Here is a 12,652-nt window from a genome sequence, read left to right as displayed (position 1 = left end):
AGAAACAGCCGCGTCATGACCTGGAACGGGATGCCCCGACTCGCTCTGATCATCGCGCTGGCGCTCGTGCTCGTGGTCTCGGCGCTGCTCGGCACCCTGTGGTTCGCGCAGCGCTCATTCATCTACCTCCCGAACACCTCCTCACCGACCGTTCCCGACGACGCGGTCGAAGTGCTGCTTCGCACCGAAGACGGGCTGGAGCTGTCCGCGTGGCGGATCGACCCGGTCGGCGCCGACCGCTCGGCAGCGGTCCTCGTCGCGCCCGGCAACGCCGGCAACCGGACCGGAGGGATGCCGCTCGCCGGCGCACTCGCCGGGGAGGGGTTCACCGTGCTGCTGTTCGACTATCGCGGCTACGGCGGCAACCCCGGCTCACCGACCGAGGACGGCCTGTACGCGGACGCGCGGGCCGCGTGGATCTATCTGACCGACGAGGCCGGATTCGAGCCGGACCGGATCGTGCTGTTCGGCGAGAGCCTCGGCACCGGCGTCGCCACTAGACTGGCGACCGAGGTCGAACCGGCCTGCATCGTGCTGCGCTCGCCGTTCACGAGCATGGCCGACGCGGGCCGCTCGCACATGCCGTTCGTGCCCGTCGGCATGTTGTTGAAAGACCGCTATCCGGTCACCGAGTACCTGAGCGAAAGCTCGGTGCCGGTACTGGTCGCATATGCCCCGGACGACCAGGTGGTGCCCGCCGAACAGAGCATCGAGGTCGCGACCGCCGCGGAAGGCCTCGGAGTCGAAGTCACAGCGGTGGAGATCGATGCCTTCGGCCACGAGGATCCCGAGCTCGTCAGCGGCCCGCTTCTCATTGACGGCATCGTCACGCTCGCCGACGGCCTGGGCCTGAAGTGACTGATGCGACGTTCCCAACGATGGTCTCCTTGTGGGCCTCGACCGATGTCGACGATTGGGCGCAGGTGATGAAGGAGGCGGCGCGGGTACTTCAGCCCGGTGACCGTTCGTCTTCTACGGAGTTCATCCCTGTTTCAACGGCCCGCACGTCCAGAACAGGGACGACGGAGCCCGCATCATCCATCCCGTCTACCGAGAGACGGGCAGGCACGAGGCCGCACCATGGTGGAGCGACGGCGGCGTCCGCCGCCAAGTGGGGATGCGTCACTTGCCGCTGAGCGACCTGATCAACGGAACGCTCGATGCCGGACTCTTGCTTGCGCACGTCCACGAACCCCGTGAACATGCGATCCCGTACATGCTCGCCTTCAGCGCCCGGCGACCTCAGGCATAGGCCGTCGACCCACGGGATCCTTCTCGTCGCCGCTGAATCCCCTTCGATCGGTCCCCAGCCGCTGCCTCGACCGGTTCATCGCGCTGCGGCCCTTTAGACTCTGGGCGTGAATCGATCCGAGCTCGAAGCGCTCATCGAGGAGGCGCTCGCCGTCTGTGTCGCTGCGGGGCATCGCCAACGCATTGCCATGAGCGACCTGCCGCTGCCCGATCCTCCTCCAGTCGGAGCCGAATGGGTCGCGGCCTATCGACAGTGGAGCGGGAACGCATGAGCACCTACCAGTACTACGAGTTCCTGGCGGTCGACCGGCCGCTGACAGCCGAGGAGCAGGCGGAGGTCCGCAAGACCTCGACGCGGGCGAAGATCAGCGCGACCGGCTTCGTCAACGAATACCACTACGGTGACTTCTCCGGCGATCCCCGGCGGCTCCTGTCGCGCTACTACGACGCACACCTCTACTTCGCCAACTGGGGCTCGCGGCAGGTCATGGTGAAGCTGCCCTCGCGGCTGGTCGACATGAAGCTGTGCGAGCAGTACTTCGCCGACCCCGGCTGCTCGATCAGCCGGGGCAAAGGCACTGTCGTCTTCGACTTCTCCCCCGGTTTCGAGGACGGCGGCGAGTGGGAAGACGTCTGGGACGAAGGCGACCTCGGGGTCGCGCTGACGGTCATAGCCAGGGTGCGCAACGAGATCGCCACCGGCGACCTGCGCGGGCTCTACCTGGCCTGGCTCGCCGCATACGGCCGCTGGGAAGTCGACGAGGCGGCCTTCCCGCCCGAGGACGAAGACCGGCTCGAGCCGCCCGTCCCGGCCGGGCTCGGTCGCTTGACCGGGCCGCAGCGGGCGCTGGCGGATTTCCTGCGGCTCGACCGCGACCTGCTGGCCGTCGCAGCCGGGAACAGCCCGGAACGCACCGGCTCCACAGGTCAGGATGCGGAGGAGGCGATTCGCAGTCTGTCCGAAAGCGACAAGGACAACCTGCTCGCCAGGGTGGCTGCCGGTGAGGGTGAGGCCGTCCGCATGGAACTGGCCCGTCTCGCGGCGGGTGAGCGGTCGGGCGCGGTCAGCGACCCGGACCGGCTGCGCACCGTCGGGGAACTCCTCGATGCCGCCGCCGAGCACCGCGAACAGCGCCTGAAGCGCGAACGATTCATTGCCGCGGCCGAAGCCGACGCCCACGCCGCCGAGGAGGCGAAGCGGGCGCGGATCGAGCGCGACCGCAGGTTCCGGGCGCTCGCGCGCGACCCCGAGGCCGCGTGGGAGCGGGTCGGGCAGCTCGTGGAGGTCGGCCGGTCGGGCGAGTACGACGAGGCCGCGCAGATCGTCGAGGACCTGTGGACGCTCGCGCAGCGCGACGGACACCAGGACGCCGTCCTGCCCCGCCTGGTCGAGCTACGGGCCCGGTACGCCCGTCGGCCTGCGTTCCAGCGCAGGCTCGACGAGCGCGCCATCCCCACCGCGGGCGAGTAAGGCGAGGCAAGGTCGGATCAGCGGAGGTCCTCCAGGCACTTGTCGATCTCGGCCGCGTCGAAGGGGGCGGTGAGGATCTGGAGGTAGTACTGCCTGCGTTCCTCGCCTTCGGCGTCGCCCGGCTCAAGCCCCAGCATGCCCAGCGCATCCTGGTGGTGCTCGTGTTTCGGATCGGCGAGGGCCTCGACCTGTTCGCTCCACAGACCGAAGCCCATGGTGTCCTCGGGCGGGGGGATGCGCCGCCCGCCGGTGCAGCGGGGATAGGCGTTGCCCGGTGCCGGATCGAGGATCGCCTCGACCTTGATGAGGTGATCGTGGCTGTCGCCGAAGTCGTACATATAGGAGATCTTGTCGCCGACGCCGCCGAGCACCTGCTCCACGGTCACCTGCGAAGCGTCCTCAAGGGAGTCTCCGCCGCCGAAGAACGTGGACGCGCCGTACTCGCCGTAGTCGGTGGTGAAGCAGTTCAGGTGCGAGTTGTTCCAGTCGAAGGCGACCTGCAGCACCTCGTGCAGCGTCTCCAGCGTCGTGTCGCCGGTGACCTCCAGACGCCGCCAGATCGGCGGTTTGGCATGCCGCAGGTCCACTCGCAGCCGGTAGACCGGTGCGGGGCCGGAGCCGGGCTGCCGCGCCGGAGGCAACTCGGGGCGCGGAGGCATCGTCGTGAGGTAGCTGACCGGATCCCCGGTTCCGAGGAGGTTCTCGCCCAGTCGGCCGATCGCGACCTCCAGGTCGCCGAGGGTCGGTGGGGCGTAGAAGCTGTCGACGGCGGCCTCATCCGCTTCGGTCGGCTCGGGGAACTGCTCGAGTCTCAGCATGAGCATCACCGCTCCGATGAAGTCGGTGAACTCCTCCTCTCCGAGATCGGTGACACCTTCGAGGTTCTCCACCGTCTCCTCGACGAAGGTGCGCAATGGTTCCAGCGCCTCCGCGCGGAAGACTCCCGGCGACACGGAGATCGCCTCGGTTTCGAAGCCGTGCTGCTTGACCTCCGCCATGAACTGCGTCGCGATGGCATCGGCTTCGTCGGCGGAGCCTACTCCGGCCTGCACGGCGTCCTCGGTGTCGTCGAGGAGTACCGTCGCGCCCTCGCGGACGTCGCCTCGGGTCCATTCGGCCGTCAACATCACCAGGTCCAGCAGGGGATGGGAGATCCGGCGGCACTCGATCCCCTCGACATCCGACGCGAGGACGTCGATCCACGGCGGCGCCGGCTCCCCGGCGGCCTTCAGCGTCGCGATGCCGTTCGTCGCACGTTCGCGGACCTGCGTGTGTCGCCTCCCCAGTGAGGCGAGGATTCCCAGGAACGTGACCGCGCCGGGCTTCGGTTCGGCCAGCGCCGAGTCGATCAGCTGGAGCACGACCGGTTCCGACTCTCCGTTCAGCAGGAGCGGTCCCAGGACTGAGAATCCCCCTGCTTCCGCTTCGTTCGGGGTCGACCAGGTGGAGAATTCCGCGAACGCGGCGAGGGTCTCATCGAGCATCAGTGCGGCCACGACAGCCGGGTCGGGCTGCGATTGCGATTCTTTTCGCCTGCGACGGCGACGTTTCATCGAACTCACACGGCCATTGTCTCGCGACCGGCAGAAGACGGGCGATCCGCCCTGAGCCTCGAGCTCGCCCCCGGCCGCCTCCCGGTCGCAGGGGCTCGCGGGCTGTGGCCGCTTCGGATCGGGTCGGCCGCGTGTCGATGCCGATCCGGGTTCGTCAGTCGTTCCGCCTGCCCTGCCAGGGCCAGCGGCCTTCCAACTCGACTTCGAGCGAGAAGCTCAGGAACGTCCTGACCAGGACGATGACCGCGAGCACGCCGACACTGACGAAGGTCGGAGAGACCGCGACCGTCTTGATGATGTCACCGGCCACCAGGAACTCCAGGCCGAGCAGGATGACCCGACCCAGGCCCTGACGGTAGCGGCGATAGCCCGAGGCGATCTCCATTCGGGCGGTCAGCCCCAGAGCGAACTGCACCGTCACCGCCAGGGCCCCGACCACGATGATCGCCACTCCCGCCGCGTCCACGGCCGTGCCTATGGCCTCCACCGTCGTCTCGAAGTCCATGCGCTCCTCCGCTCCCGATGCCGCGTGCCCGCGCGCTTCCGCGAAGGCGCTTCTACGCAGCTCGGCCGCGTCCCCGCCGACCGAGCCCTCGATCGCTAGAGGCTAGGCCAACCGGGTCAGGCGTGTGGGCGGAATCGGATTGGTCGCGGTGACCGGGGCTCGCTCCGGCCTCGGCACTCGGAGTTCGACGCTGTAGCGGCTGCTGCGACTGGCCGGGGACCTGGACGGCGGCGAGCCGGCTGAGACCGGACCGTTCATCGACGGAGCGGATCCCGTGTCACCGCCGGGGCGATTCACTCGCGATGGCTTCGGCGCCTTGGAGTCTGGCGCGGTCGGCCGCGGCCCGGCCGGCGATGTGGCCCTCGTAGTCGGTGACTCTGGTCGCCTGGCGGGCGTACATGGTGGGGAACTCCTCCTCGGCCTTGGCGTCGGCGGCCTCCATGCGCACTTCCAGCAGCGGCACCAGGTCGGTGCCCGCTTCGGCCCCGGCTTCGCGGGCGGTGGCGTCGACCGATTCGCGCAGGCGCTCCCCGATGCGGACCGCGTAGGAGGCCAGGAACGACTGCCGGAACGAGCGGGTGCGGGATCGTCCGTACGAGTCGCGGCGCGAGCCCTCTCGGGTCAGCGCCGATTGCGCCTGCACCAGCAGCGAGTTGAACAGCAGTTCCACCGAGCGCAGCGACGATGCCTCGCCGAACATCGTCGAGAACCCGAGCTTCGGGCTGTAGACCGCCCGGCACTGGTTGGCCGCGGCGATGTAGTCGAGCAGTTCGGCCTTCGGGCCTTCGTAGGGCCGCTCGACCGGGACGCGGACCGCAGCCGGCTCGCTCCTGCGGTCGCCCTCGGCGTCAAGCCGGGCCTCGTCGATGGAGTAGCGCGTGATCAGCTGCTGGGCCTTGGCGGTAAACGCCTCGGCTTCGGCGTCGGAGTCGGTCGACTCGGCCTTCGCCAGCAGCGCCCGCACCTTCTCGTAGACGCGCGAGCCCTCGGCGGTCCGGCTCATCGCGGCTTCGACCTTCGCGGCGCCCGGCTCGGGTTGCACAAAGGGGATCACCGGCAGGTGGGACAGGAGGTCCAGCACTTCGAGCAGGAGCTCCCACCGGCCCGGCAGTGTCTTCGGCTCGGCTTCGGACAGGAGCGTGCGCAGGTCCTCGATCGGGGAGGCGTCGGACATCGCCGCGTATTGGGCGCGCCACAGGCCGCTGAGCCGCGCGTCGGAGAACTGGCGGAGTTGTCCGCACGCGAGGGCCGTCGCGATCCCGGCCGCTTCCCGGTTCAGGCGCTTGTCGAACACGCACTGCAGGTCCCGGGGCATCCAGCCGTGCTTCCACAGCTGGGACATGACCTGTTCGCCGAGGTCGACGAATGCATGGCCCACCGCTTCCCGCCACCCTGGTGTCTTGACACGCGCGGCCAGTTCTCGGGCGATGACTTCCCAGGTGACGGCACCGCACTCGCCGCAGTCGCAGGAGCCGTTCCGGAGCCCCGCTTGGACGGCGTAGCGGGCTTCGGCACGCTGCTCGGCGCTGCCTGGGCGGGGCTGGTGGGGGATCGAGTCGACGGTTTCGTGCTGCTGCGCTCGTTGTCTGCGGGCTCTGGCCTTCGCTTGGCGACGCTGCCGGTTGTTCCTGCCCATGGGTCTCCTCTCCTGTCTGCTTGTATGACGATCGAACCGGCGTGCGGTTATGGGTTCCGCCGAGAAAGTGCGGTGTGGGTCGCCTCAATCGAGGGCTCAAGCATCGTCGTCGGGGTCCTCGCCTTGGTCGCGGAGCAGCCACGCAACAGGGTAGGCGAACGCGCTGACGGCGGCTCGGCCGAGCTCGCTGAGCTGCCAGCGGTTTCGGTCGTCCGATGCCAGCAGCCCCAGGTCGCTCAGCTGGGCGAGGAGTTCGCGATTGTACTCCTTGTCGCCGCCGTCGAACTCGGCTACGGGCAGCGGTTCGTCGGCCGCAGCCGCCTGGTCGAGCAGGCGGCGGGCATGGAGTTTCGAGCCGTAGTTGTCGAAGGGCTCGCTGTGGAACAGGCCGTGTTCGGCCCGCCATGAGAACAGTGAGCGGCGGACGAGGTCGAGCCAGAGTCCCACGGCTGACTGGTCGTCCTCGAGTTCTTTCGGTGCTGGTCCGTCCACTGCCGTGGAGGTGCCGATGTCGATGAATCCGGTCTCGATGGCGGTCTGCCACCAGCCGTTGAAGCGGGTGAGGTTGCGCGCCGAGTGAAACTTCGGTTGAGGAGCGGGCAGCCCGAGCACCTCGTGGGCGGCAGGGACCTCAGCCCGTTTCAGGTAGCCGACCGGGGTGGTGGACCGGCCCGGTGCGGCCCAGCGCGCGAGGTCGGTGAAGGCGGCTATCACGGGCAGTGCGCGCACTTCCGGGGCGAAGCGAGCGGCGGACTCGGCCGGGAGATTCCACTCGGGTTCGGCCGCTTCGGCGGGCTTGGGTTCGAACTCGGTCAGGTCGATCTCGGCAAGCCACCGGTTCAACTCGTCGAGGTCGAACGGGACCGGTTCGTCGCCGTGGTACTGGATCGGGTTCGGCCCTGAAGCGGACAGGCAGGCGAGGCGGCGGCCTTCGGCGAGGCCGTCCACGTTGATGTCATGGACCCACTTGTCTCCCAGGTCGAACACGTAGGTGAATGCCGCGCCCTCCCTGGTCGCGAGGGTCGCGACCGACGCGGCCTCGTCGTCGATCACGTCGTCCAGCATCGGGTCGCCCCACCTGCCGCGGCGGGTCTCGAAAAGGTAGAGGTGATCGCCGTCCCAGTCGAAGGCGAGCTCGATCACCCGGTGGAGCAGGTACAGCGAGGCATCGGACGGTACGACGACGGTCCGCTTGACGGAGGGGCGATGGTTCCGCAGCGAAATCGTCAGCTGGACTGAGTTCATCGAGGAGAATCCTCCTTGCGGCCGGAGCCGGACAGCTTCTGGACGGCAGCAAGCCTAGACATCTGCGGCAGCGTGCGATCGGCCGCCTGGTGCGTAGCCGCGGCTCGGAGGTAAGGCAGCATGTTTCACCGCGAGCGACTCGACGCGACGGTGGATCGAGACGATCTTCGAGGGCATCGCCGCCTCTCCAGGACCTCCGCCTCGGCCGGGTGAGCGCCTGCTGCCGCGACGATATTTCGAAGTCGCGATCCGATCGGTGCGGAATCTCCGTCTCGGCCGGTTACGGTTGATACATGTCCAACAGCTATCTTTCCAAGGACGACGCTGCGGCCGTCCTCGAAGCCAAACCCGAGCACGCGCAGCAGCAGCTCCCCGCCTTGTCGGCCCTCCTCAAGGGCGACCTGCTGTGGGACCAGTCGGCGGGCCAACTCGTATACAAGGTCGAGACCTGGATCGACGGCACAGGGTACGGGCAACGCGTGCATACCTGCGCCGCCCGCCGCGTCATCGGCGACAACGACCTCGCTTTCGGGTTCTCCAACGCGGCCAAGACGGCCGATCCCGAGCTCGTGGCGGCCGCGGCAGACGAAATTCTCGACATCCTCGCCGCCGGCATCTCCGCGGCAGACGACGCCGCGGCATCGGCCGCCGTCACCGCGGTCCTCTACGGCGGCCTGGCGGAGTCCCCATCTAGGAAGCCGATGTTCGCGGCGCTGCGGGCACAGCAGCACGCACGCACACTGAAGCGCTGACCGGCCCGGTCTCGACCGGGCCCGACACCTTCCGCGCCGGTGGCCTGACTCGCACGATCTTCAGCGCACTCGCACCGAGCGGGCGTTCCAACCGCCGCGGGACGTACACGTCCCGCCCTCACGGGTACCCGCACAACCAGACACTTGATTACCCGCGGTCTATCTGCGCCGCGAGTCGGGTGAAGATCATTCCGAACAATTCGGTGACAAGTTCTTCCGCGTTCTCGTCGGCGTCCTCTCCCCAGAGGTGGAAGTCCACGTACAGGTAGAGGTCAAGAGTGAATTCCTCGCCGTTGACGGGGATCTCATCGCCTTCCTCGCATCCTTCTTCGATCTTCACTGACGTTGCAGGGCTTCTGCGGCCGTTTCGAGGTCGGCTGCGGGTGGTCCGGCGGGGGCCCAGCGGTTGCCGGTCTTGGTGTAGGGGTGCCAGCGGCCGTCCTCGGCCAGGCGGAGCTGGCAGTTCAGGCTCGGAATCGTCCAGCGGTTGAGGCGGCGGTTCGACGTGCCGAACAGGCCGGCGAGGCGTTCGTCAGCGGCCTTGCTGGCCGCCGGTTCGGGTTTCCACTGTCCGGTCAGTACCGCGACGCCTTCGGCTCCGCCCCAGTACCAGGCGCGGGCGTGGTCGTGCATCTCGGCTGTCGGGCATCCGGCGATCGCGGCCAGTTCGGAGATCAGACCGCCGGTGAAGGACGCGACCCTGGCAGCGTCGAGTTTCGGGTCGTCCGGGCGGGGGTGGATCTCGCGCTCGTGTTCGGCCGCGTCGAGGGCGAGGTAAGCGCTGTTGGCGGCGACGGCGGCTTGGAGGTCGAGCCCGTCGGCGTCGATCTCGTCGGTGAAGCGTCCCGGGTCGTACGGGCCGAGGTGGAAGCACGGCTGCTCGGGTTCGGCCGGGACCGGCGGCGGTTCGGGCAACGCGGCCGGGGTGCGCGCGAAAGCCTCGGCCGGGGTCGGTCCATTCTCGTAGGCTTCGGCGGCCCATCGGGTGCGACCGGAGTCTTCGGGGGCGGGATCGATGTCGGCGGATTCGGGAAACTCCATGCCGTGCAGGACTCGCAGGAGGCGGCCGTTGCGGTCGATCTCGTCGATCAGTCCGAACAGTGCGGCGACGATGTGCTTGCAGATCCAGGACCCGTCGGGGCAGTCACAGCGTCCCGAGATGTCCCCGAACTCCGTCACCCGGAGTGCGACGCTGTAGCGGCGTCCGCGACTGCCTCGTACCTGGACCGCGGCGAAGCCTTCGTCCACTTCGAACTCGCCTACGGCTCCCGAGCGCGCGTATGAGCGGCCTCGGGCGATGCGGCCGGAGTCGGTGTCGTACAAGAACGCCTCGACGTACTCAGCGAATCGATCGGCGAACTCGTTCATCGCTCCTCCAGGCGCACCAGGTCGTGAAGCTGGTCGTCGGTCAGCTCGGTCAGGGCTGCCTCGCCGGAGCCGACGACCGCTTCGGCCAGGTCGCGCTTCTGCTCGAGGAGCCCGGCGATGCGCTCTTCGAGGGTGCCCTCGCAGATCAGGCGGTGGACTTGGACGGCCCGGGTCTGGCCGATGCGGTAGGCCCGGTCGGTGGCTTGATCCTCTGCGGCCGGGTTCCACCAGCGGTCGAAGTGGATCACGTGCGTCGCGCGGGTGAGGTTGAGGCCGACCCCGGCGGCCTTGAGCGAGAGGACGAGCACCGGCGTCCTGCCGTCCTGGAAGTCGGCGACCATCTGCTCGCGGCGTTTGACCGAGGTCTTGCCATAGAGGAACTCGGCGGCGATGCCGTGGCGCTCCAAGTGAGCGGCGAGGAGCTTGCCCATCTGGGCGTACTGGGTGAAGACGAGTGCGTGTTCGCCTTCGGCGGTGATGGTGTCGAGCAGTTCGTCGAGTAGGTCCAGCTTCCCGGATCTGGCGGAGGCCGGATCGGTCGAGCCGGAGTACTGGGCGGGGTGGTTGCAGACCTGCTTGAGGCGGGTGAGCATGGCGAGCACGAGGCCGCGCCGTTCGATGCCTTCGGCGGCGCGGATCGCGGCCATGGTGTCGTCGAGCACCCGCTTGTACAGCGCCACCTGCTCTTTGGAGAGGGCGACGTGCTGATCGGTGATGGTCTTCGCCGGGAGCTCGGGCGCGATGCCGGGGTCGGTCTTGAGGCGGCGGAGCATGAACGGGCGCACCAGCGCCCCGAGCCGGGAGGCGGTCTCGGCGTCGCCGCGCTCGGCGGCACGGCCGTAGGAGGTGCGGAAGCCCTCCAGACTGCCGAGCAGCCCAGGTGTGGTCCAGTCGAGGATGGACCACAGGTCGGTCAGGTTGTTCTCCACCGGGGTGCCCGTGAGCGCGACGCGGGCTCCGGATCCGATGGCGCGCAGGCCCTTCGCAGTCGCGGAGGCGGGGTTCTTGGCGTGCTGGGCCTCGTCGGCGCACACCAGGCCCCACTCGATGTGGCTGAGAGCCTCGGCATCGCGGCGCATGGTGGCGTAGGTGGTGAGGACGAACTCGTTCTTCTCGATGTTCTCGAGGGTGCGGCCGGGCCCGTGAAAGCGGCGCACTGCCGCGTCGGGGGCGAAGCGGGCGATCTCGGCTGCCCAGTTCGCCATGAGCGAGGCCGGGCAGACCACCAGCGTCGGACCGGCGCTCGCACCGTCGGCCTGCCGGTTCAGGTGGTGGGCGATGAGCGTGATGGTCTTGCCGAGGCCCATGTCGTCGGCCAGGCACGCGCCGAGCCCGAGCCGCGCCAGGCCGGTGAGCCAGGACAGTCCGCGCAACTGGTAGTCGCGCAGGTGCCCGGCGAGCTGGGAGGGCTGGCGGACCGACTCGGCACGGTCGCCCTCCCGCAGCCGGTCGCGCAGTGTCCTCAGCGGACCGGTCACCGCGACCGGGACTCTTTCGCCGCCGACCTCGACGGTCCCGGTGAGCGCGGCGCGCAGCGCCTCCAGCGGCGCGGGCCGGTCAAGGCGTCGGCGCAGTCGCTCGCGGAGCGCGTCGTCGACCAGCACCCACCGGTCACCCAGGTCGACCAGCGCTGAGTGGGCGTCGGCGATCCGGTCGAGTTCGGCCTCGGTCAGCTCCCGGTCCCCGAGGGCCGCCTGCCAGCGGAACGACAGCAGGCCGTCGAGACCGAACAGGCTCTCGGTCTCGGGCTGTTCGGGGCCTTCGACGGCGAGCGAAGCGGTGAGGCCGCGGTCGACCGTGGCGTCCCAGCGGACCTCGACGCCGAGATCGCTTAGGGCTTCCGCACCTTGTTCGAACAGGAGGAAGCCGAGGTCGTCGGCGTCAAGGGCGACCTCGAAGCGGCCTCGCTTCCTGGCGAGCTGGGCCAGGCGCGGCCAACCGGTGATGCGCGCGATCGAGGACAGGCCCGCCTTGAAGTCGGCGTCGCCGATCCCGGCTTTGCCGTGCTCGACGAGGCGGGACGGGTCGGCGCGGTCGTACAGCATCGCCCGCATGCGGGCGGGGTCGGCCGGTTCGACGGCGAGGGCCAGTCCGCGGCCCGCGTCGCGGCCGACCGCGATCCGGGCCGCCGCGGCGGCGAACTCGGGAGCGTCGATCGGCGCCTCGTCGGTCAGCGCGTGCTCGCCCGCCAGCGCCGTCACCGCCGGGCTGCGGGTCCAGGAGTCGGCGACCGCGTCGAGGAAGGCCCGCAGCAGCCGGTACGGGTCGGGCAGGCGGCCGTCGGCGGACGCGGCATAGGCGGGGACGGGCATCGCGGCGGCGAGGCGGTGGAGCCAGTCGGCGTCGGCTCCGTCGATCCCGGCGATCCGCCATGCGCCGGCGCCGCCGGCGTCAAGCCCGGGGGCGATGAGTCCGCGGGAGACGAGCTCAAGCGCCTTGCGGGCCGCGAGCGCCCAGAAGCGCGCCGAGTCGGTGCGGCCTGGTGAGGCCAGAAGGAACTCGCAGGCCCGTTCGGGCCAGCACAGGGCTGCCGGGACGGTTCGGCGCTTCCCGGATGCGTCGGTCACCACGGACACCGTGCCCGGATCGCCGGGTGCCGTGGGCAGCGGCCCTTTGTCAAGCCGGTAGAAGGCGACCAGGCCAGCGCGGGGCGGGTCGTCCGGTATGAACGCCGCCTCGAACGCGTCCTCTGCGGCGGAGGTCGTTCCCACATTCGCTCCGATCGTGATGCCTTCACCGGTTTCAACGAAGGTACGGGCCGCAGGTTACGGCCTGTCGATGGGCAGCGCGCTGGTGACCGGGGCCGCGCGGCGCCCGTGACGGGTTCGTCGTGACTCGTAACCGAAGCTGCGGCCACGGGCAGGAGAGGCG

The 12,652-nt window shown here is 69.3% G+C and carries 11 protein-coding genes; 4 read left to right on the top strand and 7 right to left on the bottom strand.

The window, feature by feature from the left end; genetic code table 11:
• Nucleotides 1–15: 15 nt before the first annotated feature.
• From L0U85_RS09460 to L0U85_RS09450, 3 genes are all read left to right on the top strand, one after another.
• On the top strand, nucleotides 16–858 hold the full coding sequence (locus tag L0U85_RS09460; protein ID WP_241377513.1) for an alpha/beta fold hydrolase: 843 nt from the start codon (nucleotides 16–18) through the stop codon (nucleotides 856–858).
• A gap of 500 nt (nucleotides 859–1,358) precedes the next feature.
• The gene (locus L0U85_RS09455) at nucleotides 1,359–1,523 is read left to right on the top strand and encodes a hypothetical protein (RefSeq protein WP_241377512.1); all 165 of its coding nucleotides are present in this window, start codon (nucleotides 1,359–1,361) and stop codon (nucleotides 1,521–1,523) included.
• Nucleotides 1,520–2,722, top strand: a complete 1,203-nt coding sequence (locus L0U85_RS09450; RefSeq protein ID WP_241377511.1) for a hypothetical protein — start codon at nucleotides 1,520–1,522, stop codon at nucleotides 2,720–2,722. The genes L0U85_RS09455 and L0U85_RS09450 overlap by 4 nt, the downstream gene beginning before the upstream one ends.
• Nucleotides 2,723–2,739: 17 nt before the next feature.
• Here the strand turns inward: L0U85_RS09450 and L0U85_RS09445 are convergent, their stop codons facing one another.
• The 4 genes from L0U85_RS09445 to L0U85_RS09430 form a co-directional block, all read right to left on the bottom strand.
• Entirely contained in the window at nucleotides 2,740–4,275 is a 1,536-nt protein-coding gene (locus L0U85_RS09445) for a plasmid pRiA4b ORF-3 family protein (RefSeq protein ID WP_241377555.1), read from the bottom strand.
• Between the two features lie 154 nt (nucleotides 4,276–4,429).
• Nucleotides 4,430–4,780 carry a DUF1622 domain-containing protein gene (locus tag L0U85_RS09440; protein ID WP_241377510.1) on the bottom strand — a complete coding sequence of 117 codons (351 nt, stop codon included), beginning with the start codon at nucleotides 4,778–4,780 and terminating at the stop codon, nucleotides 4,430–4,432.
• Between the two features lie 277 nt (nucleotides 4,781–5,057).
• A complete protein-coding gene (locus L0U85_RS09435) occupies nucleotides 5,058–6,416 on the bottom strand; it encodes a DUF2786 domain-containing protein (RefSeq protein WP_241377509.1) in 1,359 nt (452 codons plus the stop codon).
• Nucleotides 6,417–6,512: 96 nt separating this feature from the next.
• A complete protein-coding gene (locus tag L0U85_RS09430; RefSeq protein WP_241377508.1) occupies nucleotides 6,513–7,661 on the bottom strand; it encodes a plasmid pRiA4b ORF-3 family protein in 1,149 nt (382 codons plus the stop codon).
• Nucleotides 7,662–7,954: 293 nt separating this feature from the next.
• Between L0U85_RS09430 and L0U85_RS09425 the strand changes: the two genes are divergently transcribed.
• Nucleotides 7,955–8,413 (top strand): hypothetical protein, encoded by a 459-nt coding sequence (locus L0U85_RS09425; RefSeq protein WP_241377507.1) that lies wholly within the window; start codon nucleotides 7,955–7,957, stop codon nucleotides 8,411–8,413.
• Nucleotides 8,414–8,561: 148 nt separating this feature from the next.
• Here L0U85_RS09425 and L0U85_RS09420 read toward each other — a convergent pair whose 3' ends face one another.
• The 3 genes from L0U85_RS09420 to L0U85_RS09410 are packed head-to-tail and all read right to left on the bottom strand — an operon-like array spanning nucleotide 8,562 to nucleotide 12,492.
• The gene (locus L0U85_RS09420) at nucleotides 8,562–8,753 is read right to left on the bottom strand and encodes a hypothetical protein (RefSeq protein ID WP_241377506.1); all 192 of its coding nucleotides are present in this window, start codon (nucleotides 8,751–8,753) and stop codon (nucleotides 8,562–8,564) included.
• Entirely contained in the window at nucleotides 8,750–9,781 is a 1,032-nt protein-coding gene (locus tag L0U85_RS09415) for an SWIM zinc finger family protein (protein WP_241377505.1), read from the bottom strand. The genes L0U85_RS09420 and L0U85_RS09415 overlap by 4 nt, the downstream gene beginning before the upstream one ends.
• Nucleotides 9,778–12,492, bottom strand: coding sequence for a DEAD/DEAH box helicase (locus L0U85_RS09410; protein WP_241377504.1), 2,715 nt, complete (start codon nucleotides 12,490–12,492; stop codon nucleotides 9,778–9,780). Before L0U85_RS09410 ends, L0U85_RS09415 begins: the two co-directional genes overlap by 4 nt.
• Nucleotides 12,493–12,652 lie beyond the last annotated feature (160 nt).

It is taken from the genome of Glycomyces sp. L485 (genome assembly GCF_022548875.1).
Taxonomy (GTDB): domain Bacteria; phylum Actinomycetota; class Actinomycetes; order Mycobacteriales; family Micromonosporaceae; genus Glycomyces.
The sequence above is the reverse complement of the archived record's forward strand: the minus strand, read 5'-3'. Positions and strand labels throughout refer to the sequence as shown.

Coding starts and splice junctions, on each gene's coding strand:
- L0U85_RS09430 (WP_241377508.1), bottom strand. CDS start 7,661: ATGAACTCAGTCCAGCTGACGATTTCGCTGCGGAACCATCGCCCCTCC.
- L0U85_RS09435 (WP_241377509.1), bottom strand. CDS start 6,416: ATGGGCAGGAACAACCGGCAGCGTCGCCAAGCGAAGGCCAGAGCCCGC.
- L0U85_RS09415 (WP_241377505.1), bottom strand. CDS start 9,781: ATGAACGAGTTCGCCGATCGATTCGCTGAGTACGTCGAGGCGTTCTTG.
- L0U85_RS09460 (WP_241377513.1), top strand. CDS start 16: ATGACCTGGAACGGGATGCCCCGACTCGCTCTGATCATCGCGCTGGCG.
- L0U85_RS09440 (WP_241377510.1), bottom strand. CDS start 4,780: ATGGACTTCGAGACGACGGTGGAGGCCATAGGCACGGCCGTGGACGCG.
- L0U85_RS09450 (WP_241377511.1), top strand. CDS start 1,520: ATGAGCACCTACCAGTACTACGAGTTCCTGGCGGTCGACCGGCCGCTG.
- L0U85_RS09425 (WP_241377507.1), top strand. CDS start 7,955: ATGTCCAACAGCTATCTTTCCAAGGACGACGCTGCGGCCGTCCTCGAA.
- L0U85_RS09445 (WP_241377555.1), bottom strand. CDS start 4,275: ATGAAACGTCGCCGTCGCAGGCGAAAAGAATCGCAATCGCAGCCCGAC.